This window comes from Nannocystis punicea, from assembly GCF_026965555.1.
Taxonomy (GTDB): domain Bacteria; phylum Myxococcota_A; class Polyangia; order Nannocystales; family Nannocystaceae; genus Nannocystis; species Nannocystis punicea.
On the sequence record NZ_CP114040.1, the window covers coordinates 9,067,806 to 9,093,468 of the forward strand.

The following is a 25,663-nucleotide window of genomic DNA, read 5'->3' on the forward strand; positions in this document are numbered from 1 at the left end:
GGCGCGACGACGGCGAGCAAGCGATGCTGGCGGCCGGCATCGCCCGGAACACGCAGGCGTCGCCGCTCGCGCCGGAGCTGCGTCATCGGCTGGTGCCGACAATGGCGCCGTCGCGGTGGGACCGCGCCTCGAAGCCCGATGGACCCGAGAGCCGCGGCCGCGAACTCCCGGCCCTTCTGGACGCAGACCGGCCAGCGCTCGGCCGCGTCTCGCCGCCGACGTCTTCCGCGCCGTCACGCTCGTCGCACAGGACCATCGATCGTCGTGGCGCCGCGCCCCGCAGGGCGATCGCTCACGCCTTCGCCCGCGGATTCGCGGGAGAGCCCAGGAGCTCCCACGCCGGGACACTCGCCACCGAGCGGGCCATCGGGCTCTTGAGCAGCTCGCCGAGCTCTCGCAGCGAAAGCGAGGGGAGCTGCTCCTTCAATTGCTCGAGAACGACGCGCGTCTCGAGCTCTACGAGTGCGTCCTGGAACTGCCGTCGAATCCGCTCCGCTGGGGTCACGGCCGGGACTGTACAACGTTTCTCGTCGCTGCGCCTCCTGCGGGGATACCGCCGCACTCGGCGGCGCCACCGCGACCGATCTGCGAGCGCAGGCCGCCCGGACGACGCAATGGACGCCGCTCGGCAACTCGCGCTCCGCGGCATCGTGCACAGAAAAAACTACTCCTCGCACAGGACATTCGTCAGAGGCTCGAATCACCTGAGTACCTGCAACGCCCGACTCGAGCGCATCCTCCGCCCGGGTCGCCTTCTCGGACGTCTCCGAGTGCGGCTCTCGTGCGTGCGCGGAGCTCGTCTCCGTGGCCGCGCTGCGGATGAGCACGCCCCTCTCTGACCCCGCGGGCCGATCGAGCCCATGCCATCGACCGCGGAACCTCGAGACACGCCGTTGCGTCGGGGCAGGCGATCGTGACGCGGCTCAGGGCTCGCTGCCGGAGACGACCGGCACGTCGCCTCCATCCTCGACCTGCGGTCGCGGGGCGCTGCTCTCGCTGAGCCAGATCGCCGCGATCCGCCGCAGCTCGCTGGTGTGCGCCACCCCGAGCTTCTGCTTGATGCCGGCCTGGTGGCGCTCGACCGTCTTCGTGCTGATGCGCAGCGCCTCGCTGATCGCCCCGGCCTTCATCCCGCGACCGATCAGCTCGAAGACCTCGAGCTCGCGGTCGCTGAGGTTGGCGTAGCGCGACTCCCGGCGCTCGCCGCCGTACGCCGATCGCAGCAGCATCGTCGCCGCGCCCTCGCTGAGGGCCAGCTCGCCGCGCAGCGCCTTGCGGATCTCCGCCACCATCGCCCTCGGCTTGAGCGCCTTGGTGATGTAGCCGACCGCGCCGGCGCGGACGGCCCGCTCGGCGTAGAGGTGCTCGTCGTGCATCGACACCACCAGGCAGCGGAGCGTCGGGTGGAGCACCCGCAGCCGCCGCACGAGGTCGATGCCGCCGCTGGTGGGCAGCGACACGTCGACCAGCGCGAGGTCGGGGAGGTCACCCGCCTGCAGCGACGCGAGGGCGCCCGGGGCGTCCTCGGCCTCGCCGCAGACCGCGAGGCCGCTCTCGGCCTCGAGCAGCTGCCGGAGGCCGTGGCGGAACACCGGGTGATCGTCGATGAGAAAGATCCGCTGGGTCGTGTGATTCGTCGTCATCGCTGCTGTCTCGTGTCAGGCGCCGACCGACAGCTCGCAGCAGACGGTGGTGCCGCCGGCCGCGTTGGCGTCGATCCGTAGCCGCGCACCGAGCACGTTGGCGCGGTGCTGCATGATGCGCAGGCCCATCCCGCCGGCCCGCGAGCTCGCGGGTTTGCGCCCCATCCCGAAGCCGTCGTCGGCGATCGTCAGGAGGAGGCGATCCTCGTCGCCGACGAGGCAGATCCGGATCTTCTTCGCCCCGCTGTGGCGGGCCGCGTTGCTCGCGGCCTCCTGGGCGATCCGGAACAGCTCGGTGGCGGTCGGCATCGACGGCTGCATGTCGCCGAGGTCGACCTCTGCGCCGCAAGGGACGCGGTAGAGGGCCTCGATCGAGCGGGCCAGATCGTCGAGGGCGCCGGCGATGCCGCCGGCTTCGAGCGCGATCGGATGGAGCGCGCGGGCGATCTGCCTGCTCTCGCGGAGGGCGCGGTCGATAAGCTCGCCGACCTGCTCGAGCGCCGCGGCGTCGATCGGACATGAACCCCCGGCGCCGGCGCGGTGGGCCAGCGAGCCGACGAGGAGGGACAGGCCGGCGAGGTGCTGACAGAGGCCGTCGTGCAGATCGCGACCGAGCCTGCGCCGCTCGTCGCCGACGGCGGCCACCACCTCGCGCTCGAGCGCTCGCTGCTCGGTGACGTCGCGGACGAGGACCAGCACGTCGTCGAGGCCGGCGAGGGCGATCCGGGCCTCGTGGCGCCGCTCGCCGTCGCGGCCCGGGAGCGCGAGCTCGAAGCGCTGGGGCAGCTCGCACTCGCGGGCGCGGGCGATCGCGGCCTCGACCTCGCGGGCCGCGGCGGGCGGGAGGATGGCGTCGAGCGAGCGGCCCTCGACCGGCCCGGCGAGCGCCGGCAGGTCGCTGTTCGGGGGCACGTGGACGAGCCGACAGACCCGCCGCCGATCGAGCTGGAGGACCACGTCCGGGACCGCCTCGAGCAGCGCGGACTTCGAGCGCTCGCTGGTGGCGAGGGCGACGAGGGCGGTGCGGAGGCGGCGTTGGGTCTGGGCCAGCAGGCGGATCGCCGGCCGGAAGATCAGCAGCGCCTCGAGCAGGAGAGTCAGGAGGCTGGCGGCGACGAGGACGCTCTCGATGTCGCGGATCAGCTGCACGCCGGCGAGCGACTCGCGCTCGTGGGTCTCGACGATCGCCTCCATCGTCGCCAGGAACTCGGGCTCGTGCGCGAGGATCGTCGAGACTGCCGCGGCGACGGCAGAGCGGGAGGCGCCGTCGGATCGCTCGAGGCGCGCGCCGGCCCCGGCGATGGCGAGGAGGTGGACCTCGGCCGCCTCGACGAGCCGGACCACCACGCCGCTGTTTCGCCCGGGCAAGCGCGCGTTCGGGCGATCGCGCAGGATCGCGTGGGCGTCGCGCCACTCGTCGAGGGCGGTCGCCAGCTCTGCGCCGGCGGACGACGCTTCGCGCGCCGAGCCGGACGCGTGGGCCCGATCGATCTCGAGGGCCAGCTTGCCGACCTTCTGGCTCAGCATGCGCTGGCGACCCGCGACGTTGATGAGCGTCGCGTCGGCGACGTGCCGGTGGACGACGCCGTGGATCAGCACGAGGCCCGCGAGGCACAGCAACGCGACGATCGCCAGCGCCAGGACGTAGCCGTGCCCGAGCCGCCGCGTCAGCGACTCCTCGCGGACGAGCAGGGCCAGGACGTTGTCCCTGTGCGTGGCGACCCCGCCCCTCGAGGCCTGCACACCTCGGCGCGCTCCGGAGGAGGAAGTCGCCATACGCCCATCAAACTAGCAGCGGTACGCTCCCCCGCGGATTGAGTCATTCCCTCAGTCGCCGCGCGCGAGGGTTCGGTCAAGGTGTTGGTCGGGAGCGACGGCCGCCGATCCGGCGAGCTCCGACTCGACGGCGAATGCGGAGAGACCCGCCGCACACGCCCCCAGGTCCGCGCAGACAAACGGCCGTAGCGACCGACGAACGGCGCACGACGGGCAGTGCGGGGGCACCGCCGCCGCCGCGACGCGGCCCACGGCTCGCCGTCGAGCGCTCGCGGGGGCTGCAGGAGACAGAATGATGACAGGAGCGAAACAACGAAGCGCCTCGCGCGGCGCAGCCGCGGTCGTCGCCGCCGCCATCGCGCTCGCGCCCGGGCTCGCCCGCGCGGACGAGCCGGTCGCGCTCGACACCGGGACGACGGCGTGGATGTTGACCTCGACGGCGCTCGTCCTGCTGATGGTGCCCGGCCTGGCGATGTTCTACGGCGGCCTCGTGCGGACCAAGAACGTGCTGGGGACGATGCTCCACTCGTTCATGGCGATGGCGATCATCGGCGTCCTGTGGACCGTCTGCGGCTATGCGATGGCGTTCGGGACCACCATCGGCGGGGTGATCGGGTGGGATTGGGACAAGTTCATGCTGTCGGGCATCGACGCCGCGATCATGCGTGAGCACGCGATCCCCGAGTACGTGTACGCGATGTTCCAGGGCAAGTTCGCGATCATCACGCCGGCGCTGATCGCCGGGGCCTTCGCCGAGCGGGTCTCGTTCCGCGGCTACTGCCTGTTCATCGCCCTGTGGAGCCTGCTGATCTACAACCCGCTCGCGCACATCATCTGGGGCGGGGGCTTCCTCTGCGGCGAGGCGATCGACTTCGCCGGAGGCACCGTGATCCACATCTCGGCCGGGACCGCGGCGCTGGTGTGTGCATTCTACTTCGGGGCCCGCCGCGGCTACCCGCGGACCGCCATGCACCCGAACAACATGGTGCTCACTCTGGTCGGGGCCGGACTGTTATGGGTGGGGTGGTTCGGCTTCAACGCCGGCTCGTCGGTGTCGAGCGGCCTCAAGACCGCGCAGGCGCTGACGGTCACGCAGATCGCGGCGGCGAGCGGCGCGCTGGCGTGGATGGTGATCGAGCTGGTGCTCCACCGCAAGGCGACGAGCCTCGGCATGGTCTCGGGGATCCTCGCCGGATTGGTGGCGATCACGCCGGCGGCCGGCGACGTGCTGCCGACCGGCGCGCTGCTGCTGGGGGCGTTCGCGTCGCTGACATGCTACCTGGCGATCCTGCTCAAGGCGCGGCTCGGCTACGACGACACCCTCGACGTGTTCGGCATCCACGGGATGGCGGGGATCGTCGGGGCGCTCGGCCTGACGTTCTTCCTGCGCGAGCTCCCCGAGCACGGCCTGGCGATCCAGCTGTGGTACCAGCTCAAGGGCGTCCTGCTGAGCGTCGGGGTCTCGGCGGTGGGGACGCTGGCGCTGCTGGTCCTGGTCGATCGCACGCTCGGCATCCGCGCGAGCGCCGAGCAGGAGCGCGCCGGCATCGATCACAGCATGCACGGCGAGCACGGCTACGGGTTCCTCAATCCGAACTGACGACGAATCGGGGCAGTCATGAAGATGATCGTCGCCATCATCGCCAACGAGCGGCTCGACGAGGTCCGCGAGGGGCTCCTCGGCGTCCAGGTCGCGCACATGACGGTCTCGCGGGTGACCGGCCACGGCCGGCTCCGCGACGCCGAGCTGTACCGCGGCGTCGAGTTCGTCCCCGACCTCACGCCGAAGATCCGCGTCGAGATCGTGGTCCCGTCGAACGAGGTCGAGCGGGTGATTCGCACCATCCTCGACAACGTGCGCGACGAGCAGGGCGACGCCAAGCTGTTCGTCCTGCCGCTCGAGGAGGTCGTCCGGGTCTGCACCGGCGAGCGCGGGATCGACGCCCTGTAGGGCCCTTTTCTCTCCCGGGAGTGACTGTATGAGCGTGAACAACACCAGCACGAGCGGCACCAACGGCCACAAGCTCCGGCACGGCCGCGACGAGCGCGGCGAGGAGCGAGACGCCCGCGAACATCGGCTCTTGACCTCGCTCGACAGCGAGAACAAGAGCTACATCTATCGCCGCGACCTCGAGGAGGCGATCGCCCGCGAGGGCCTGTCGCTCGACGACTACCGCTTCAAGGAGACGCGCAAGCTCCTCGCCGGGATCGGCCCCGACGACCGGCTCGACTACCGGGCGTTCTGCGAGATCATCCGCCCCAGCATCCTGCTGGCGGAGCGCGCCCTGCAGGGCAACATGGTGATCCGCGACTTCGACGAGTTCTGCCGCGACATCACCGACATCTACGAGTCGACCCTGCCGAACACCGAGGGCCAGGTCGCCTCGTACATCCCGCAGCTCGCGCGGGTCAACCCCGACCAGTTCGCGGTGTCGCTGTGCACCGTCGACGGCCAGCGGCTGTCGCTCGGCGACTCGAAGGCCGACTTCAGCGTGCAGTCGACCTGCAAGCCGATCAACTACTCGCTCGCCCTGCAGCTGCACGGCGAGCACGTCGTCCACCGCCACGTCGGCCGCGAGCCGAGCGGCCGCGGCTTCAACGAGCTGACGCTGAACCACGACGGCCGGCCGCACAACCCGATGATCAACGCCGGGGCCATCATGTGCTGCTCCCTGCTCAAGCGCGAGGGCGAGGTCAACGTCGCCGACCGCTTCGACCTGGTGATGGACACCTGGCGCCGGCTCGGCGGCGGGACCAAGGTCAAGTTCAACAATTCGGTGTACCTGTCCGAGCGCACGACCGCCGACCGCAACTTCGCCCTCGGCTACTTCATGCGCGAGAAGCAGGCGTTCCCGGCCAGCACCGACCTGCTGGAGACGCTCGAGTTCTACTTCCAGTGCTGCTCGATCGAGGTCCACGCCGAGCAGATGGCGGCCGTCGCCGCGACCCTGGCCAACGGCGGCATCTGCCCGATCAGCGGCGAGCGGGTGTTCGAGACCAAGACCGTACAGCACTGCCTGTCGCTCATGTACTCGTGCGGGATGTACGATTATTCCGGCGAGTTCGCGTTCACGATCGGCCTGCCGGCCAAGAGCGGGGTCGCCGGGGCGCTGATGATCGTGGTCCCGAACGTGATGGGGATCTGCACGTGGTCGCCGCGGCTCGACAAGCTGGGCAACAGCGTGCGCGGGATCGAGTTCTGCCGCCGCCTGGTCGCGACCTTCAACTTCCACAATTACGACACCCTCACCGGCCACACCGAGAAGAAGGACCCGCGGATCAGCCGGGTCCAGGCGCGGGCGGAGAGCGTCAACGAGCTGATCTGGGCCGCGAGCAAGGGCGACCTGGGGGCGATCCAGCGGCTCGTGGTCCGCGGCACCGGGATCGACCGCGCCGACTACGACCTGCGGACGCCGCTGCACCTCGCGGCGGCCGAGGGCCAGGTGGCGATCGTCGAGTGGTTCGTCGGCCGCGGGACCGACGTGAACCCGCGCGACCGCTGGGGCACCACGCCGCTCGACGACGCTTACATGCAGGGGCACGAGGCCGTGATCGCGCTGCTCGAGGCGCACGGCGGCGTGCGCTCGGGGGCGCAATTCAGCCCGCCGAGCGACGCCGCAGCGATGGCGGAGCACAGCGAGTCCGGCCTGACGAATGAGCTCATCTGGGCGGCGGCGCTCGGCGAGGTCAAGGCGATCCAGCGCCTGATCGCCCGCGGCGTCGACCTCGACGGCGCCGACTACGACCGGCGCACGCCGCTGCACCTCGCGGCCGCCGAGGGCCACGCGCCCGTCGTCAAGCTGCTGCTCGACCAGGGCGTGCGCGTGGGCCCGAAAGACCGCTGGGGCGGCACGCCGCTCGACGACGCCGTCCGCCACCGCCGCGACGAGGTGGTCGCGCTGCTCGGGCGCCACTCCCTCGCCTCGCGCCACGAGCAGATGACGCCCTGGCAGGCCCCGGCGATCGACTGCGAGTCGACGTCGAACCAGTGACCGCGGCCGCCGGCTTTGCGGCCACAACGAACGAGGAGCTCGGACAATGGGTAATTACAAGGCTGAGTACATCTGGCTCGACGGCACCAGGCCGACGGCATTGATGCGATCGAAGACGAAGATCCTCGCGGCCGGCGAGGAGCCGCCGGTCTGGGGCTTCGACGGCTCGTCGACCAACCAGGCGGCCGGCCACGCGTCGGACTGCGTCCTGCAGCCGGTGTGCGTGGTCCCGGACCCCATCCGCGGCGGCGACCACAAGCTGGTGCTGTGCGAGGTGTTCATGACCGACATGACGCCCCACCCGACCAACACGCGGGCGCTGCTGCGCGGGCCGGCCGAGCGGTACGCCGAACACGAGAGCCTGTTCGGGCTCGAGCAGGAGTACACGTTCCTCAAGCCCGACGGCACCCCGCTCGGCTTCCCGACCAATGGCTACCCTGCCCCGCAAGGGCCCTATTACTGCGGCGTCGGCGGCAGCCAGGTGTTCGGGCGCGACATCGTCGAGGCGCACCTGTCGGCCTGCCTCGAGGCGGGGCTCGGGGTCTCGGGGATCAACGCGGAGGTGATGCCCGGGCAGTGGGAGTTCCAGGTCGGGCCCCTGAGCCCGCTCGCGGCCTCCGATCATTTGATCCTCGCGCGCTGGCTGCTGTGCCGGATCGCCGAGCAGTTCCGCTGCGACGCCACCTTCGACCCGAAGCCCGCCCGCGGCGACTGGAACGGCGCCGGCTGTCACACCAATTATTCGACCCGAGCGATGCGCGAGTCCTACGACGCCTGCATCGCCGCCTGCGAGGCGCTGCGCGGGCGCGCGGCGGAGCACGTCGCCAATTACGGCCACGGGATCGAGGACCGGCTCACCGGGCGCCACGAGACCCAGCGCTGGGACACCTTCTCGTTCGGGGTGTCCGACCGCGGCGCGTCGATCCGGATCCCCTGGCAGGTCGCGCGCGACAAGCGGGGCTACATCGAGGACCGGCGCCCCAATGCCAACAGCGATCCTTATGTCGTCACCCGCATGATCGTCGAGACGGTGTGCGGCGCGGCGACGGCCAAGGCCGGCTGATCGGCGGTCCCGACATTCATTCATTCGTGAATTGATCGGAAGCGTCCGGGACGAGGGGTGAGGTATGTTGTTAGGGATGGCCGCCCTGGTGGCGACGCTCGCCTCGCCGCCGGCTCTCGGGCCGTGGTCGCCGGCGGAGAACGGCGTGCGGGCGGGCTCTGCGGCCGCGAAGGCGCCCGCGCCGGCGAGGCCGCCGCTCCGCCCGTCCGGATGGGTGGTCGGCGGATTCGTCGACACGCAATACGTGGTGAACAGCAACTTCCCCGCCAATCATGTTTTTCGCGGCACCCCGGTGACCGCGAGGACCGGGGAGTTCAGCCCGAACCTGCTCGTCGGCTACGTGCGCAAGGACCCGGTCGCGTCGCCGTGGATGTTCGAGGTGGCGATCCAGGCGGGCGCCGCGGCCGACGCGGTGTACTCCGCCGATCCGGTGCCGGGCGGCGCCAGCGGCCGCTACTCCGGGCCCGAGACCTGGAAGCACATCGGCCGCGCGTGGGGCGGGGTTCGGCTGCGCTCGGGCGTCGAGATCGCGGCGGGGCTGATGCCCGCGCCGACCCACTTCGGCAGCTTCTGGACCAAGGACAACTGGCACGCGTCGATCACGTGGGGCTATTCGTCGGTGCCCTTCGTCCTCACGGGCCTGCGGGCGTACCTGCCGCTCGGGGCGCGCGCCGGGGTGAACCTGTGGCTGGTCAACGGCTACGGCACGCTCGCCGACGCCAACCGGGCCCCGAGCGGGCTCGTCAACCTGGTCGTCAAGGCCGCGCCGGACTTGACGCTGATCCAGAACGTGTACGCCGGGCCCGAGGACGTCGACCTCCGCCTGTCGGCGTGGCGGGTGCTGATCGACAGCCAGGTGGTGTACACGCGCAAGCGCTGGGCCGTCGCCGTGGTCGGCGATTACGGGCGCGAACGACTGACCTGGCGCGAAGGACAGCCGGTCGCGGCGTGGGCCAACGGGATGGTGTCGCTGCGCTGGCACGTGCTCGGCCGCCGCGCCCGCTGGGGCATGGCGGCCCGCCCCGAATTCTTCTGGGACCACCGCGGCCGGATGTTCGGCGGGCCGGTGCTCGATCGCTGGCTCGTCGCCGGGACGTATACCAACGACTTCCACCTCCTCGACGCCCTGCTGCTCCGCGTCGAGTACCGCTACGACCGCGCGCTCGGCGACGGCGGGTTCTTCTACCGCGGCGATGCGACCGTCGACGGCGCGGAGGGCCTCGCGGCGCAGCAGCACAGCCTGATCTTCGGCTTCGTCGCCAGCATCGAGCGCAGCCTCGCGACGTCGCGGCGCTGAAGCGCCGCATCGACCGCGCAGGCGAGGTCGCGGGTCCGATGTGCCGCGTCGCGCTCCTCGAGCAGGTGCGCCCGCGACCGGCGAGCGCGGACGACGACGCTCCCGGCCTCGCGCCGCCGCTCGCGGCCACGAGCACGTCCTGACGCGGCGGCTTCGCCGCGTCGGCGCCAAGATGTCGCAGGAGTCGCGCCACGACGGCGCGGAAGCGACGGGAGTGATGGCGACGAACCGTCGCGCGGATCCGCGGCTGAGATATCCTCGGGGGAATGGCCGAGCCGCGGGTGTGCATCCAGTCCGTGCGGGTCCCGCTGCTCGCGGCCGCGGCCCGGACGGGGCGGCCGCTCGCCGAGCTCGCGCAGCGCGTGCGGATCTCGCTCTCCGCCATCGGCGACGCGACGGCCCGCGTGCCGCACGGGGCCGCGATCGCGGTGTGGGAGGCGATGGCGAGCGCGAGCGGAGATCCAGCATTCGGAGTGTTCGCGGCGGAGCTGGTCGGCGCGGCGCCGTTCGACATCGTCGACCTCGCGCTGGCCCACACCGCGGACGTCGGGACGATGGTGCGGCAGTTCTTGCGTTACCAGGCGCTGTACCACGACGCCAACGACGCGCGGCTCGAGCTGCGCGGCGAGCTGGCGACGCTCGGCCACCGGCTCCGCGGCGAGCTGCCGCGCTCGCGGCACCTGTCGCAGTTCCTGCTGGCGGTGTGGACGACGAAGCTGCGCCGCGCGACCGGCCGGCCCGAGCTGCTGACGGAGGTGCGGCTGCGCGACGCCGCGCCGCGCGACGCGACGCCGCTCGAGCGGTCGTTCGCGGCGCCGCTGCGGTTCGACGCCGAGGAGGACGCGCTGGTGTTCCCGCGCGGGGTGCTCGAGCTGCCGGTGCGAGGCGCCGACCCGGGGCTGGCGCGCACGCTGCTGCCGCAGCTCGAGCACGAGGTCCGCAGCCGCGGGGGCGAGGGGGCGTTCGTCGCCGAGCTGCGGGCGCGGGTGCAGGCGCTGCTCGGCGGAGGCGACGCGCTGGCCGAGTCGGTGGCGCGCGCGCTGGGCACGTCGGAGCGGACGATGCAGCGGCGGCTGCGGGAGGCGGGCACGAGCTTCCGCGACGTGGTCGACGAGGTCCGGCGCGAGGCCGCGCTGGCCCAGCTCGGGCGGCGCGACGCGACGGTGACCGACATCGCCTTCATGCTCGGCTTCTCGGACCTGAGCGCGTTCAGCCGGGCGTTCCGCCGCTGGACCGGCGCGAGCCCGTCGGAGTACCGCCGCTGAGTTGGCGCGTTCGGTTCGACGGCTGGCGCCGCGCGTCGAGCGGGCCGCCTGGCGGCCCGGCATGTTCGAGGCATGACGACCGAACGCGACCCCTTCTCGGGCCTGCTCTGGCTCTGCGTCCCCGTGTACGGCCTGCACATCATGGAAGAGCTGGCCTTCGGCTGGCTCGACTGGGCGCAGTCCGTCGGGATGATGTTCCCCGGCTGGTCGACCTTCTATGTCACCAACGCGGTGGTGATCGTCATCGGCGTGACGACCGCGACGCTGGGCTGGCGGATGCCCGCGTGCGCTCTGGTGTTTCCCGCGCTGATGGTGATAAACGCCCTGCTGTTCCACCTGCTGCCGTCGCTGACCGGCGGGCACCCCAACCCCGGCTGCATCAGCGCGATGGTGTTCTTCCTGCCGCTCGCGGCGCTGACGTTCCGCGAGGCGTGGCGCGCCGGGGTGCGCGCGTGGCAGACCTACGCCGCGGCGGCGTTGATCGCCGGCGGCCTGCAGCTGTGGCCGGTGCTGCTGCTCAAGCTGTCGCCGATGCTCGCGGCCGCACCGCCGCAGCGGTGACGCCCGACGCCGCGGCACGCGATGGTTCGAGCAGCGGTCGCCATGCGACGAAAAGATCGCGGCGCCGCGGCCCCGTCACTCGTCGCCCGCGGTCGTTCAGGCTCGCCGCCGCCGCCGCCCGAGCGCCAGCACCACCCCGAAGAGCCAGGCCCCGCCGGTCCCCGTCGAACGGCACCCGCAGCCCTCGTCGCCCTGCGCCTGCCCCGTCGTCGCGCCGTCCGAGCCCGCGTCCGAGCTCTCCTCCGCGTCGCCCGTCGTGACCGGCCCCGTCGTGGCTGCGGCGCCGGTCGGCGCGTCGCCCGTCGGCTCGAGCGTCGTCGTGTCGACATTCCCGGTGGTCGTGGTGTCGCTCGTCGTCGAGCTGCTCGTGCTCGGATCCGCGGTCGTCGTCGTCGATTCACCGGTCGTCGTCGATTCGGCGCCCATCGTCGTCGTCGATCCGCCGTCCGTCGTCGAGCTCGTGCCGTCGGTGCTCGTGCTCGTCTCGGTGTCCGTACTGCTATCAGTATCAGTATCAGTATCAGTATCAGTATCGCCATCGCTGTCCGTCTCGGCGGCCGCGCAGCTCAGGCTCGGCCCGGACAGCGGCTGGGCCGCGCAGCTGTCGGTCCAGTTCGCCGGGGCCAGCGGATCGAGCGGGAAGTCCTGACATTCCGGCCCGGGCGTCCACGTCCCGTCGGTGTCGTGGCAGGGCGTCAGGTCGAAGCCGGTAGCCGCCTCGAACCACTGCATCTCGTCCCAGATCCCCGTGTGAACCACCCCGTACAGGCACCACGGCGGGTCCTCGGGCGCGTCCGGGTGGATCCGGGCGGCCGCGCTCAGCACTCGCCACGAGCCGTCGGCCAGCTGAAGGAACGCCGGCCCGCCCGAATCACCGGAGCAGGCCGACGCGTTCATCCCGAGCAAGAACAGCTGATCCTGGTCGTCGATCTCCTCCAGCACCTGCGTCGTGAACCGCTTGGTGCCGGTGCCGAACAGCTCGAAGCCGTCGCCGACGGGCACGATCTCGTCGGCGCCGAACCCGACGATGTGCACCGTCGCTCCGGGCGTCAGCTGGTCGACCTCGCAGCCCATGATCGGCGGCGTCGGCGTCACCGAGGTCACCGGCTGGTCGAGCACGCAATACGCCAGGTCGTGCGCGTCCTCCGGTGAATGCAGGGGCGCGTAGTGGTCGTAGAGCGGGTGCATCCCGCAGTCGGCGACGCCGATCGACAGCTGCGGTTCGGCGATGTCCTCACCGAACACGATCCATTCGGGCAGGCCCCAGCCGGAGTCGGGGTGGATGCAATGCGCCGCGGTCAGCACCACGTTGGGATGGATCAGCGTCCCCGAGCAATACTCGGTGTTGTACTTCGTCAGCGCCACCGCGCTGGGCCACTCGCAGGTTTGCGCGACCTCCCCGCCGACGATCGGCGTCGGCCCGGCGGGCGAGGCGGCGACGGGCAACTCCAGGGAAAGAACAGTCCAGGCGATGAAAGCAAGGGTAGACATGGCGCCATCCTATCCGCTCGCGCGGGAGGACGTCACCTGGACCTGCCCGCGCGCCCTCGCCCGCCCGTGCCAGGGCCGCGAGCGAGGTGCGAGCGAGCTTGCATTCGACCGGTGCCTGGCCGTGCCCTGTCGACGAGCGCGAGGCCCGTGAGCTCGCCGATCGTCGCGCGCACCCGCGCGAGCCGGTTCCGGGCAAGGGCCGGTCGACCCCGTCCATCGAGGTCCGGAGCAGCCATCCCTGCCGGTCATGGGCCTCGTCGACGCGAGGCGCAGCGCGAAGAAATCCGCGCGCCTGCGAGTCGCCCCCCGACACTCGCGCACGCGTCGTCCCCGACGACGGTCCGCGGTTCATCGCCCGCGACCTCCAGGACTTCATCTGCGTCGCGTCACTCTCGTGAGTACGGCTCACCCCTTTGACGCTGGGGAGTGCCTCGATTCGCGAAGTAGCCCGAATGCGAGGTCCGGGACCGGCGTCGCCATCGCCCTCCGCGTCCCCGCGCTCCAGGCGGGGGCTCCGCCGTGCGCCGCCCCGAGGTCACCGAACGGCAGACCGCGCTTGCTGCGGCCGCGCGGCTCGTGCTGCTGCACGCGCGCCGCGAGGCGGCGAACCTGACGCGAACCGGCGTACGCCAGGCCGATCGCTCGGCCCGGTCGGCGGTCGAGTCGGCCGCGGCGGCGTCGGCCCTGCACCGGAACCGCGACGGTTCAGCCGCCGCTCCTGCCGAGCGCGCTGGAAGGACGCGGGAGGCGTGCGCAAGTTAGTAGGTCCTGCACGCTCGAAGCGAGCGAGCGAGCGACGAGGCGGTCGACCCGGGCCCTGCGACACGACCGTCATCGGGTCACTGTGGCGGAGGAGGTCACGCGCACGAACCTGCTCGGACCGACCCCCAGAGACCTCCCATGACCAGCGACTCGCGTTATCTCGTCCTCGAGGTCCTCCACGAAGGGGCGGACCACGTCGTCTATCGCGCGCGTCGCAAGGAAGACGGCCGGCCGGTCGTGCTCAAGGTCCTGCGCCGCGACCACGCCGGCCCCCGCGCCCTCGGGCGGCTGATCCACGAGTACGAGGTCGCCCACGCGCTCGATGCTGCGGCCGTCGTCAAGCCGTGCGCCATCGATGCGCTCGACGGCCAGCCGGCGCTGGTCCTGGAGGACTTCGGCGGACGCTCGCTCGATCGGCTGCTCTCGGGGCCGATGCCGCTCGCTCGCTTCTTCCCCCTCGCCCTCCGCGTCGCCGCGGCGCTCGCCGAGCTGCACCGGCATCACATCATTCACAAGGACATCAAGCCGCAGAACCTGCTCTACAACCCCGACACCGACGAGCTCAAGATCACCGACTTCGGCCTCGCGTCCCAGGCGCCCCGCGAGTCGCGGAACCCCGCCCACGCGGGCCTCGTCGAGGGGACGCTGGCGTACATGGCCCCCGAGCAGACCGGCCGGATGAACCGCTGGGTCGACGAGCGCGCCGATCTGTATTCGCTCGGCGTCACGTTCTACGAGCTGCTGACGGGCACCCTGCCGTTCCAGGCGAGCGACCCGGTGGAGTGGGTGTTCTGCCATATCGCCCAGGAGCCGCGCCCGCCGCACGCGCTCGTCCCCTCCATTCCGAAGGTCCTGTCCGCGGTGGTGCTCAAGCTGCTGGCCAAGGACGCCGAGGAGCGTTACCAGAGCGCGCTCGGCCTGCGCCACGACCTGGACGAGTGCTTCACTCGATGGCAGGAGAGCGGCGCCATCGAGCCATTCACACTCGGGCAGCGCGACCTCTCCGACCGCTTCCAGATCCCGCAGCGCCTCTACGGCCGCGAGCGCGAGTCGCTGGCCCTGCGCGCCGCGTTCGCCCGGGTGGTGGCGCAGGGGCGGCCGGAGCTGGTGCTGGTGTCGGGTTATTCGGGGATCGGCAAGTCGTCGCTGGTCGCCGAGCTGCACCAGCCGGTGGTGCGCGAACGCGGGTTCTTCCTGGCCGGCAAGTGCGATCAATACAACCGGAGCGTCCCCTACCTCCCGTTCCTGCAGGCGTTCCGCGGGCTCTTGCAGGAGATCCTGTGCGCGAGCGAGGATCGGGTCGAGCGCTTCCGCCAGCGCCTGCGCGAGGCCCTCGGCCCGAACGGCCGGCTGCTCGCCGACGTGCTCCCCGAGATCGAGCCATTCGTCGGTCCGCAAGCGGCCAGGCCCCCGCTCCCGCCTGCCGAGGCCCAGAGCCGACTGCACGCGACGCTCGCGCGCCTCGTCGCGGCCGCCGCCGAGAAAGAGCGCCCGGTGGTGCTGTTCCTCGACGATCTGCAGTGGGCCGACGCGGCCAGCCTGAAGCTCCTCGAGCAGCTGGCGACGTCTTCGGAGGCCGCCCACCTGCTGTTGCTCGGCGCCTATCGCGACAACGAGGTCGGCCCGGCGCACCCGCTGACGTTGACGCTCGACCACGCGAAGAAGCGCGGCGCAGTCGTCACCGACATCGTCCTCGCGCCGCTGTCGGCGGCGCACGTGGGCGCGCTGGTGGCCGAGGCGGTCCACGCCGGCGCGGAGCAGGTCGAGCCGCTGGCGCAGCTGGTCCACGAGAAGACCGGCGGCAACCCCTTCTTCGTCCTCCAGTTCCTGCTCGCCCTCTACGAGGAGGGCCTCATCGCGCTCGACAGGGAGGCCGGCGCGTGGCGCTGGGACATCGCCGCGATCCGCGACAAGGGCTTCACCGACAACGTCGCCGAATTGATGGCAGGCAAGCTGCTGCGGCTCCCGGTCGCCACTCAGGACGCGCTCAAGCTCGCCGCGTGCCTCGGCAACCGCGTCGACCTCGAGACCCTCGCGGTCGTCGCCAATCGCCCGCCGGCGCAGCTCCGCGAGGCGCTCGAGGAGGCCGTGCGCGAGGGGCTGCTCCTCGACCAGAGCGGGACCTATCGCTTCCTCCACGACCGGGTGCAGCAAGCGGCCTATTCGCTGATCCCGGCCGGACAGCTCGCCGAGGTGCATCTGCAGATCGGCCGCATGCTGCTGAGGGCGCAGCGCGAGGACGATCGGGAGGACGCGCTGTTCGCCGTGGTCGACCACCTGAACCGCGGCGCGGTGCTCCTCCGCTCGCAGGCGGAGAAGGACGAGCTCGCCGCCCTGAACCTCCGCGCCGGCAGAAAGGCCGAGGCCGCGGCCGCCTTCCAGGCCGCGGCCGCCCTGTTCGCCGCCGGCGTGGCCCTGCTCGCGCCGGACGGCTGGGACACGCAGTACGCGCTGACCTACGACCTGACCTTCGCGCTCGCCCACGCCGCCTACGTCAGCAGCAGCTTCGAGGCGGCCGAGCAGCGGATCGAAGAGCTGATGACCCACGCCCGCAGCCGGATCGAGCGGGCCGCGGTGGTCGAGCTGGCGGTCGCGTTTCACATGACCCGGGGGCACTGCGCCCGCGCGGTCGAGCTCGGCCTGCCGTTCCTCCGCGCGTCCGGGATCGATCTACCGCTCCACCCCACCGACGCCGAGATCGAAGGCGAAGTGGAGGGCGTCTGGCAGGCCCTGGGCGACCGGGCGATCGAGGATCTGATCCATCTGCCACCCATGACGAACCCGGAGATCCAGGGCATCATGAACGTCCTGATCGGCGTGTCCGTGCCCGCCTATTTCGTGGATCCGAATTTGATGTACCTCGCCGCCGCGCGCATGATCCGGCTCAGCCTGCTGCACGGCAACGCGGAGCTGTCGGCCCAGGCGTACGTCTCCTTCGCCACGCTCATCGGCCCCAAGTTCGGCAAATACAAGGAGTCGTACCAGTTCGGCAAGCTCGCCTACGACCTCGCCAGCAGCGGCCGCCTCCTCACCGCGAAGTCGATCGTCTACTACGCGTTCGCCAATTACGTCGTCTTCTGGCGCCACCACTATCGGGAGACCCAACAATACAGCCGCGTCGGCTTCGAGGTCGCGGTCGAGTCCGGCGATCTGAACTACGCCTGCTACAATTGCATCCTGGCCGCGGTCATCCCGCTCCTGTGCGGGGAGCCTTTGGAGGACGTCCTGCGCGAGGTCGAACGCCGCTTCGATTTCGTGCGCAGAGCCGGCTACGCCTTCGTCCACCGGATCTTGCTGAGCGTCCATTACCTGATCCAGACGCTGCGCGGGCGGCCGGTCCACTTCTCGATGCTGGACGGTTCGGAGCTGGATCAGAGCGCCTTCGAGGCCGGGCTCGATCCGGCGGACTTCCAGAGCGCCCACGCCTATTACTACAGCGCGAAGGCCCAGGCCCTGTTCGTGCTCGGCTCCCCGGCAGCGGCGGCGGAGGCGGCGACCGCCGCGTGCGTCGCGTTCCCGTGGCGGAACGACGCGAACGCGTGGATCGTCGAGAGCTTCTTCTACCGCGCCCTCGCGCTCGCCGCCTGCTGCGAGGAGACCTCGCCGCCAGCGGCGCTGCCCGACGCGCTCCTCGCCTGCGAGCGGCAGCTCGGCGAATGGGCGGACAGCTGCCCGGAGAACTTCCTCCACAAGCACACCCTGGTCCGCGCCGAGCTCGCGCGGCTGCGGGGCCACGAGTCCGAGGCGCTCCGTCTCTACGAGCAGGCCGCCGCGTCGGCGCGCGAGCACGGCTTCGTCCAGATCGAGGCCATCGCCTGCGAGCGCGCCGCCGGGTTCTACCGCGCGCGCGGCCTCTCCATCCCTGCCGACGCCTACCTGCAGCGGGCCCGCGCCGGCTACTTCCGCTGGGGCGCGCACGCCAAGGTGGAGCAGCTCGATCAGCGCCACCCCCACCTCGTCGAGCGCAAGCCCATGGCCCCCACCATCACGTTCGCGGTGCGGGCCGAGCAGTTCGACGTCCTGTCGGTGGTCAAGGCGTCGCAGAGCATCTCCGAAGAGCTCAAGCTGCCGCGCCTGCTCGAGACGTTGCTGCGCATCGTGATCGAGCACGCGGGCGCCGACCAGGGATACGTGCTCCTGGTCCGCGACGAGCGCCTGTCGGTCGCGGCGCACATCACCGGGCGCGGCGGGGCGGTGCGCGTGCTCGATGCCGGCGCGGAGTCGACGTCGGCGCTGCCGCGATCGATCCTCCACTATGTGCGCCGCAGCCGCGAGCGCGTGCTGCTCGACGACGCCACCGCTCGCCATCCATTCCTGGAGGACGAGTACTTCAGGCGCGAGCGGCCGAGGTCCCTGTTGTGCCTCCCCGTCGCGCGCCAGGCCCGGCTGCTCGGCATGCTCTACCTCGAGAACAGCCTCGTCACCGGGGCCTTCACCGCCGGGCGCCTCAGCGTGCTCGAGCTGCTCGCCTCGCAATCGGCCATCTCGCTGGAAAATGCCATGCTCTACGCCGACCTCGAGCAGGAGAACGCCGAACGGCGGCGGGCAGAGCGGGCGCTCGAGGCCAATCAGGAGACCCTCAGGGCGATCGTCGAGAACTCGGCGACCGCCATTTACCTCAAGGACGCCGAGGGCCGGTTCCTCCGGGTCAACCGGCAGGTGAGCAACCTGCTCGGCGTGCCGTGCGAGCAGATCCTCGGCAAGACCGACGCCGATCTGTTCCCCGCCCCGGTCGCGGAGCGGCTCCTCCATCACGACCGACAGGTGCTCGAGACCGGCGTCCCCATGGAATGGGAGGAGGAGGTGCCGCTCGCCGACGGGCTGCATTCGTATTTGTCGGTCAAGTTCCCGCTCGGCGGAGGCACCACGCCGCGCGCCATTTGCGGCATCTCCACCGACATCACCGAGCGCAAGCGGGCCGAGCGGGCCCAGCGCTTCCTGGCCGAGGCGAGCCGCAAGCTGATGACTCTCGGCTACGCCGCGACGCTCGAGAACGTGGCCGCGCTCGCGGTGCCCGAGCTCTCCGATCAATGCCTCGTCACGGTGGCCGCGGAGGACGCCGCGCACTTCCAGACGGCCGCCTCGGGGGTCCGCCCCGAAGACCTCGAAGCCCTCCGTGAGGCGCTCAGCCGCCCCACTGCGGCGACGCCGACCGAGCCCGAGCTCGGCGACGGTCGGGCCACGCCGCTCCTGCGGCAGTTCCACGTCCACACGTATCTCCGGGTCCCGCTCCTCGCGCGCGAGCGCTGCCTCGGGGTCATGTTCCTGCTGGCGACGAATCCCCAGCGGCGGTACGGGCCCACCGACCTGGCGCTGGCCGAGGAGCTGGGGCGCCGGGCAGCGCTCGCGCTCGACAACGCCCGCCTGTACGCCAAGGCCCAGGAGGCGATCGGGCTCCGCGACGAATTCCTCATGATCGCCTCCCACGAGCTCAAGACCCCGCTCACCTCCTTGCAATTGCAGATTCAGATGATCGAGCGGAGGTTGCGCCGCGACCCGTCGGCGAACCTCACCCCGGAGCGGGCCCAGGCCACCGTCGAGGTCCTCAATCGACAGATCGCGCGGTTCGGGCACCTGGTGAACGAGCTGCTCGATGTCTCGCGCCTGCACGCCGGACGGCTGACGCTCGCCTTCGAGTCGGTCGAGCTCGCCTCCCTGATCCGCGAGCTCGTCGCGCGAATGGCCCCGCAGCTGGCAGCCGCGGGCTGCCGGACGGTGCTCGAGATGGACGAGCCGGTGGTGGGGACCTGGGACCGATCCCGCCTCGAGCAGGTCCTGCTCAACCTCCTTTCGAACGCGATGAAGTACGGCAAGAATCAACCGATTCACGTGGGCCTGCGCAAGCTGGCCGCCTCGGCGCGGATCTCCGTCCGCGACCACGGGATCGGGATCGTGGAGGCAGATCAGGCCAGGATCTTCAATCGCTTCGAGCGCGCAGTGTCGGCCCGGAACTTCGGCGGCCTCGGCCTCGGCCTCTATCTGGTGCGCTGGATCGTGACCGCGCACGGTGGGTCCGTCCGGGTCGAGAGCGAGCCGAACGCCGGCGCCACGTTCATCGTCGAGCTGCCCCTGGACCCTCCTGCGGTAGAGCACCCGTCCGACCCGGATTTCGCGGCCGCCGAATCGTCGCTCGGATGATTGAACCTCCGAACCTGTCTCTTCGGACATTGACGATTCGGGCGGGACGCTCGCGCCGCTCTCGGGAGCATTCACGCCGCGGCCCGAGCAGTTTGGACCGAGAATCCTGGCGACGGGCCGAGCCGGGAGGAACGGCCGGGGCCCACATCGGCGGCCGGTGTGTGGGTCGCCGGCGCCCGGCTCCGGACTGCATGGCCGGATGTGGAGCGAATCGCCTGGACGACGTCGCGTGCGATCTCACGCCGCCGCATGCGGGCCAGCGGTCCGCGCTTCGAGCCGCCGACACGCGGACGCCGGGTCACTTCAGGCGCGGATCGAGATCCGGAACTGCGGGCGTTCCTCGTGTATAGGTTGTTCAAGGTGCCGGTCCTGTGCGCTGAGATCCTGCGGACCAGCGGCGCCGCCGTCCTCCGCCCTCAGGAGCCCTTGCTTGCGTAGCCTCACCTCGCTGACCCTCGCGCTCGTCGCGTCCTCTCCGCTGTTCTTCGCCTGCTCCGACGACGTCGCCGAGTCGACCGACACCCTGAGCGCGTCGGATGGTTCGTCCGATTCGGAGGCGACCGCGGCCAGCACCTCGACGTCGACCTCGACGAACCCCGGCACCAGCACCGGCGATCCGACCGTACCGACGACCACGGCCGGCTCGACGACGGAGACGACGGAGACGACGACCACGTCGACGTCGACGACGACCTCCTCGACCACGGAGACGACGGAGACGACGAGCACGGGCTCGAGCGAGGGGACCACCGCCGTCCAGCCGTCGGCCTGCTGTGAGCCCACCCTGTGCAGCGACCCGGCGATCGAGGCGTGCGTGTGCACGGCCGCTCCGTCGTGTTGCGAGAGGCAGTGGACGGGCGAGTGCGTCGCGCTGGTCACCGAGCTCGGGTGCGGCTGGTGCCCGCCGCCCGAGGGTCCGTGCTGCGAGGTCGGTGCCGGGCCCGGCTGTACCGACGACGCGGTCGAGAGCTGCGTGTGCGCGCAGCTCCCCGACTGTTGCTCGGGCGCGTGGGGGCCCGAGTGCGTCGCGGCGATCGACGCGCTCGCCTGCGGGACCTGCCAGGAGCCGCCGAAGGGCGAGTGCTGCGAGGCGCACCGGAGCGGCGGATGCCTCGACCTCGGCGTCGAGAGCTGCGTGTGCAACGTGGCGCCGGAGTGCTGCGACGACGCGTGGACCGAGGCGTGCGTGGCGCTCGTCGACCAGGCCGGCTGCGGCATGTGCGAGGTCGAGGAGACTGGACCGTGCTGCATGGTCGGGGACGGGCCCGGCTGCAGCGAGCCGGACATCGAGACCTGCGTGTGCGCGCAAGATCCGTTCTGCTGCTCGCAGCAGTGGGACGCCAGCTGCGTCGAGAAGGTCGAGCTGTTCGGCTGCGGGGTGTGCCAGGTCGAGCTCGGCGACTGCTGCCTGCCGGGCGAAGGTCCAGGGTGCATCGATCTCGCGGTGCAGGCGTGCGTCTGCGGCGTCGCGCCGAGCTGCTGCCAGGACCAGTGGACCGACGCCTGCGCGGCGCTGGTCGAGCCGCTCGGCTGCGGGATGTGCGGCAACCAGGGCGAGGGCGCCTGCTGCGAGCCGCACGACACGCCGTCGTGCGAGGACGCGACGGTCGCCGAGTGCGTGTGCGCCCAGGACCCCTTCTGCTGCGCGGGGACGTGGGACGAGGCGTGCGTCGGCGAGGTCGAGTCGCTCGGCTGTGGGACCTGCGGCGGCCCGGTCGAGGCCGCCTGCTGCGAGCCGCACGCGACGCCGTCGTGCGACGACGCGGCGGTCGCCGAGTGTGTGTGCGCCCAGAACGACCAGTGCTGCACGACCGCGTGGGACGAGCAGTGCGTCGCTCAGGTCGAGGCGCTCGGCTGCGGGACGTGCGGCGGTCCGCGCGAGACCGACTGCTGCGAGCTGCACGACGCGCCGACCTGCGACGACGCGGCGATCACCGAGTGCGTGTGCGCCCAGGACCCGTTCTGCTGCATGGTGTCGTGGGACGGGGTGTGCGTCGCCGAGGTCGAGACACTCGGCTGCGGCATGTGCGAGTGACTGTCCGTCGCCTTGCGTTCCGGAGTCTCGTGCGAGGCGCTCTCGAAGAACACTCATCCGGTCGGCGATCCGCCTGCTCGGGTGACGAGGGGACGCCGAGCGACACGGGCCTCCGCCGAGGTCGCCGGCGGCACTTCGCCGGAGCCGCGTAGCACCTGTCCCTCGAGACAGGGTGTTCTCCCGGGCCCCCGGCCGACGATTTCGCGCGACGCGCTCCGACCCGAACGCTACCATCCGCGCGCTCACCAATCACCGGAGTGAATGCCGTGGCAGCAGCGCCGAAGAAGAAGTCCGCGTCGACGACGAAGAAGGCCGCAGGGGCGAAGAAGGCCGCGGCGGCGAAGAAGCCGGCGGCCGCCAGGACTTCCGCGGCGAAGAAGCCCGCGGCTGCCAAGGCTTCCGCGGCGAAGAAGCCGGCGGCTGCCAAGATTTCCGCGGCGAAGAAGCCCGCGGCCGCCAGGACTTCCGCGGCGAAGAAGCCCGCCTCCGCCAAGCCGGTGCGCGCGCTGACGATCGACGAGCTCCTCACCCGGAGTCGGAGCATCGCCGCCGAGATCACCAACCTCGACCAGGCGGCTGCGTTCGAGGCGGCCGCGCGTCGCTGCGTCGCCGCCGGACGACCCGACCTCGCGGCTGCGCTCGCCGAGGCGCTGCCCGAGGCGCTGCGGGGGCCTGCCTTGACGATCGCGGCGGCGGGCGGGGCCGGCTCGGTGGACGCGGCGATCGACGCCATCAAGACCAGCATGGCGGGCGACGACCGAGCTCGCCCGCAGTGGGCGGCGCGGGCCTTCACGGCGGCGCGCGACCTCGCAAATGCGACCCCACGGGCGACCGAGCTGGCGCAGCTCGCCCGTGCGGTCCTCGACGAGGCGGTCGCGGGTGTCCCCGTGTGGGGCGAGGACGGGCGCTTCCAGGGGCTCGTGCCACTCCTGACCGCCCAGCTCGCGGCCGGAGACACGACCTCGGTGCGCCGGATCCTCGAGATCTGGCAGCGCGAAGATCCGGACTCGCTCGCCGCGGTCCTCAGGTACACCTCGCCGCTGCTCTGGATCGCGCCCGACGACCCGAAGACGACGCTCGCGCTGCTCGAGGCGATGGAGCCGTCCCAGCGCGAGTACCCGCTCGACAGCGGCGACCGGGTGCGCGCGCTCGCGGGTTGGCCGGCCGAGCAGCTCGATGCGTTCGTCGGTCTCGCGCCGCGACTGCGGCCGGACGTGGCCAGGCAATTGGTCGCGGCCGGGCGCGAGGCCGACGCGCGGAACGTCCTGTTCGCGGCGATCGACGACGACGAGGACGACGACACGCTCGCCGAGTATCGCCTCATCGTCGGCGACACCGAGGTGGCCAAGGATCTGGTCGTGAGCGGCGAGTGGAGCGACGACCTGGCGCGGACGCGGCTGAAGATCGAGCTCGGCGTCGAGTCGATCGCGGACGCGCGCGAGCGCCTGCGGAAGATCGACCCGCGCACCGGCGGCAGCGTGATGTCGCCGGTGCACCTGTTGTGCCTGCTCGGCAACTTCGCGTTCGACCGCGGCGAGCACGACGAGCTCCCGCCGATCCTGAAGGCGATCGATGCCCTGCTCGCTTCCCCGAAGCGGACGCAATACGACCAGGGGGTCGAGGGCGACCGTCGCAGCTACGTGGCCGACCTGCGGGCCCGCATCGTGGCGAAGGCCGGCAACGCGAGCGCCACGCTGGCGGCGCTCGCGGCGGACTTCGCCGCGTTGCCCACGCTGCAGAGGTTCGGCAGGGACGCATACGGGCGCAACCAGATCACCGCTTCGCTGATGCGCCGCGCGATCCGCCACGGGCAGCCCGACCTGGCGTTGAAGATCGGCAAGAAGATCACGCCCGCGGAGCGCTCCGGGTCCGCGCGGCAGGTCGCCGCCGCGTTCCTGCCGGCGGACCCGGCCGGGGCGCTGGCGGCCCTCGACGCGCTGGCCGCCGACAGGGCCGACACGCAGCTGCTGGCGCATGCGCTCGGCGAGACCGACCCGGGCACGCGGCTCCTCCCGCGTCTGTGGGACGCGGTGCTCGCTGCGGCGGCCCCGGCGAGCGCGGCCTGAGCCGTCGGTGGATCGCCTCCGGGCCTGAGCTCCGGAGGCGTCGTCGTCCGATCCGAATGAGGGGTCCAGCGGCCCGACGCGGCGCAGCGGGCGAGGAGACCCGCCGACGCTCCCGGCTGGCCAAGCATCAGGAGCTCGACACGCGTGAGACCTGCTGTGAGCCCGCGCCGCCGCGGCCGCCCGTGGCCCGGGCGGTCGCTCTGCGCGGCCGGGCTTCGGATCAGAAGTCGGTGCCCATGATCGCTTCCATCGGCGTGGTCGACATCGGCGCGCCGGCGCCGATCGAGGTCGCGCTCGGGTCGAACGCCTGGAGGCAGGTCAGCAGGACGTCGGAGATGTTGCCGTCGCTCTCCGGGTACGGGGCGGCCTGCACGTGGATGCCGGGGTAGATGAGCTTGTTGCGGCCGTGGCCGGCGAGGATGACCGGCTGGCGCTGGATCGAGTGGGTCCAGCCCTCGGCGCAGTCGCTGCTGCAGTAGATGATCGAGGTGTCGAGCAGGTTCTTGCCGTCGATGTCGATCGAGGCCTTGAACTTCTCGAGCATGTCGGCGAAGCGCCCCATGATGTGCAAGATGCCGGTGTGCAGGTCCCCGGAGTTCGGGTTGTGGGAGTTGTTGTGGTGGCCGCTCCACACGCCGATCTCCGAGAAGACCGTCTCGGCGGCGCCGCCGTGGAACAGCATGCTGGCCACGCGGGTGATGTCGCACTGGAAGGCGTAGACCAGCAGGTCGCTCATGACCGCGTTGACGGCCGTGACCGGCTCGACGCCGTTGATGTCGGTGTTGGTCTCGGTCGGCTTCTCGGGCAGGGCGCACAGCGGCGCCGTCGCCTCGATCTTCTTCTCGAGCGCGCTCACGCCGTCGAGGTGGGCGTCGAGGCGCTGGTTGTCGAGGGTGCCGAGCTTGGTGCGCAGCGCGGCGGTCTGGTCGCGGACTGCGTCGAGGATGCTGATCCGCAGCGCGCGGTCGTCGGCGGTCGGGGCGAACGCGCCGAACAGGTCGGTCCACGCCTGCTGCGGGTTGAACTGCGGGTACTGCGGCTCGTTGGGGCCCTTGTGCGAGAGGGCGTGCATGGTGGTGCCGGAGTCCATCACGCTGAGGTGCTTGGACACGCCGAGGTGGATCGACGCGACCGGCGTGTCCTGGCCGATCTTCGCCGCGATCAGCTGGTCGATCGTCGGGCCGCCGGCCTTGGAGAACAGGCCGCTGAGCTCGGTCATCGTGTAGCCGTTGAAGGCCGTCATGCCCTCGTGGTGGGTGACGGTCACCTCGCAGCGGTTGCGCATGCCGGTCAGCACGGTGACGTAGTCGCGCACGTTGGCGAGCGGCTCCAGCTGCTCGCTCAGCGGGTAGTTCGCGCCGGTCGCGGCCGGCTCGAAGCGCGGCAGGATCACGCCGTTGCCGAAGAACCAGGTCATGAACCGGGTCGGCAGCGGCGAGCCGTCGGCGAGCGCCTCGCCGTGGTTGTCGAGCATCGCCTCGAGCAGCGGGAGGCCGACGACGGCCGCCGAGCCGCCGACGAAGCCGCGGAGGAAGGTGCGACGGGGGATGGTGCGACGCTTGAACATAACGGCT

The 25,663-nt window shown here is 71.4% G+C and carries 16 protein-coding genes; 10 read left to right on the plus strand and 6 right to left on the minus strand.

Annotated elements, in window-relative coordinates:
- Nucleotides 1–292: 292 nt before the first annotated feature.
- The 3 genes from O0S08_RS34670 to O0S08_RS34680 form a co-directional block, all read right to left on the minus strand.
- On the minus strand, nucleotides 293–505 hold the full coding sequence (locus tag O0S08_RS34670) for a hypothetical protein (protein WP_269033724.1): 213 nt from the start codon (nucleotides 503–505) through the stop codon (nucleotides 293–295).
- A 418-nt stretch (nucleotides 506–923) separates the two neighbouring features.
- On the minus strand, nucleotides 924–1,643 hold the full coding sequence (locus O0S08_RS34675; RefSeq protein ID WP_269033725.1) for a response regulator transcription factor: 720 nt from the start codon (nucleotides 1,641–1,643) through the stop codon (nucleotides 924–926).
- Nucleotides 1,644–1,658: 15 nt separating this feature from the next.
- On the minus strand, nucleotides 1,659–3,386 hold the full coding sequence (locus O0S08_RS34680) for a histidine kinase (protein ID WP_269033726.1): 1,728 nt from the start codon (nucleotides 3,384–3,386) through the stop codon (nucleotides 1,659–1,661).
- A gap of 325 nt (nucleotides 3,387–3,711) precedes the next feature.
- Here O0S08_RS34680 and O0S08_RS34685 point away from each other — a divergent pair, with 325 nt between their 5' ends.
- From O0S08_RS34685 to O0S08_RS34715, 7 genes are all read left to right on the plus strand, one after another.
- Entirely contained in the window at nucleotides 3,712–5,019 is a 1,308-nt protein-coding gene (locus O0S08_RS34685) for an ammonium transporter (protein WP_371879509.1), read from the plus strand.
- Between the two features lie 18 nt (nucleotides 5,020–5,037).
- Nucleotides 5,038–5,370 (plus strand): P-II family nitrogen regulator, encoded by a 333-nt coding sequence (locus tag O0S08_RS34690; RefSeq protein WP_269033728.1) that lies wholly within the window; start codon nucleotides 5,038–5,040, stop codon nucleotides 5,368–5,370.
- A 28-nt stretch (nucleotides 5,371–5,398) separates the two neighbouring features.
- Nucleotides 5,399–7,411, plus strand: coding sequence for a glutaminase A (glsA, locus tag O0S08_RS34695; RefSeq protein ID WP_269033729.1), 2,013 nt, complete (start codon nucleotides 5,399–5,401; stop codon nucleotides 7,409–7,411).
- 46 nt (nucleotides 7,412–7,457) lie between these two features.
- Nucleotides 7,458–8,474 carry a glutamine synthetase GlnII gene (gene glnII, locus O0S08_RS34700; protein WP_269033730.1) on the plus strand — a complete coding sequence of 339 codons (1,017 nt, stop codon included), beginning with the start codon at nucleotides 7,458–7,460 and terminating at the stop codon, nucleotides 8,472–8,474.
- Nucleotides 8,475–8,550: 76 nt separating this feature from the next.
- Entirely contained in the window at nucleotides 8,551–9,771 is a 1,221-nt protein-coding gene (locus tag O0S08_RS34705) for an outer membrane beta-barrel protein (RefSeq protein ID WP_269033731.1), read from the plus strand.
- A 266-nt stretch (nucleotides 9,772–10,037) separates the two neighbouring features.
- Nucleotides 10,038–11,036: an AraC family transcriptional regulator gene (locus O0S08_RS34710; RefSeq protein ID WP_269033732.1), complete on the plus strand. Its 999-nt coding sequence runs from the start codon at nucleotides 10,038–10,040 to the stop codon at nucleotides 11,034–11,036.
- A gap of 72 nt (nucleotides 11,037–11,108) precedes the next feature.
- On the plus strand, nucleotides 11,109–11,597 hold the full coding sequence (locus tag O0S08_RS34715; RefSeq protein WP_269033733.1) for an HXXEE domain-containing protein: 489 nt from the start codon (nucleotides 11,109–11,111) through the stop codon (nucleotides 11,595–11,597).
- Nucleotides 11,598–11,693: 96 nt separating this feature from the next.
- Here O0S08_RS34715 and O0S08_RS34720 read toward each other — a convergent pair whose 3' ends face one another.
- The gene (locus O0S08_RS34720; RefSeq protein ID WP_269033734.1) at nucleotides 11,694–13,088 is read right to left on the minus strand and encodes a S1 family peptidase; all 1,395 of its coding nucleotides are present in this window, start codon (nucleotides 13,086–13,088) and stop codon (nucleotides 11,694–11,696) included.
- A 900-nt stretch (nucleotides 13,089–13,988) separates the two neighbouring features.
- Here O0S08_RS34720 and O0S08_RS34725 point away from each other — a divergent pair.
- Nucleotides 13,989–19,988 carry an AAA family ATPase gene (locus tag O0S08_RS34725; protein WP_269033735.1) on the plus strand — a complete coding sequence of 2,000 codons (6,000 nt, stop codon included), beginning with the start codon at nucleotides 13,989–13,991 and terminating at the stop codon, nucleotides 19,986–19,988.
- A 303-nt stretch (nucleotides 19,989–20,291) separates the two neighbouring features.
- Here the strand turns inward: O0S08_RS34725 and O0S08_RS34730 are convergent, their stop codons facing one another.
- Nucleotides 20,292–20,810: a hypothetical protein gene (locus tag O0S08_RS34730; RefSeq protein ID WP_269033736.1), complete on the minus strand. Its 519-nt coding sequence runs from the start codon at nucleotides 20,808–20,810 to the stop codon at nucleotides 20,292–20,294.
- Here O0S08_RS34730 and O0S08_RS34735 point away from each other — a divergent pair.
- Together O0S08_RS34735 and O0S08_RS34740 are read left to right on the plus strand one after the other, a co-directional pair.
- The gene (locus O0S08_RS34735) at nucleotides 20,803–22,023 is read left to right on the plus strand and encodes a hypothetical protein (protein ID WP_269033737.1); all 1,221 of its coding nucleotides are present in this window, start codon (nucleotides 20,803–20,805) and stop codon (nucleotides 22,021–22,023) included. The two genes, O0S08_RS34730 and O0S08_RS34735, sit on opposite strands and share 8 nt — an antisense overlap.
- Nucleotides 22,024–22,289: 266 nt before the next feature.
- Nucleotides 22,290–24,089, plus strand: a complete 1,800-nt coding sequence (locus O0S08_RS34740) for a hypothetical protein (RefSeq protein ID WP_269033738.1) — start codon at nucleotides 22,290–22,292, stop codon at nucleotides 24,087–24,089.
- 220 nt (nucleotides 24,090–24,309) lie between these two features.
- On the opposite strand, the gene O0S08_RS34745 is transcribed toward O0S08_RS34740, so the two are convergent.
- Entirely contained in the window at nucleotides 24,310–25,656 is a 1,347-nt protein-coding gene (locus O0S08_RS34745; RefSeq protein WP_269033739.1) for a DUF1552 domain-containing protein, read from the minus strand.
- Nucleotides 25,657–25,663 lie beyond the last annotated feature (7 nt).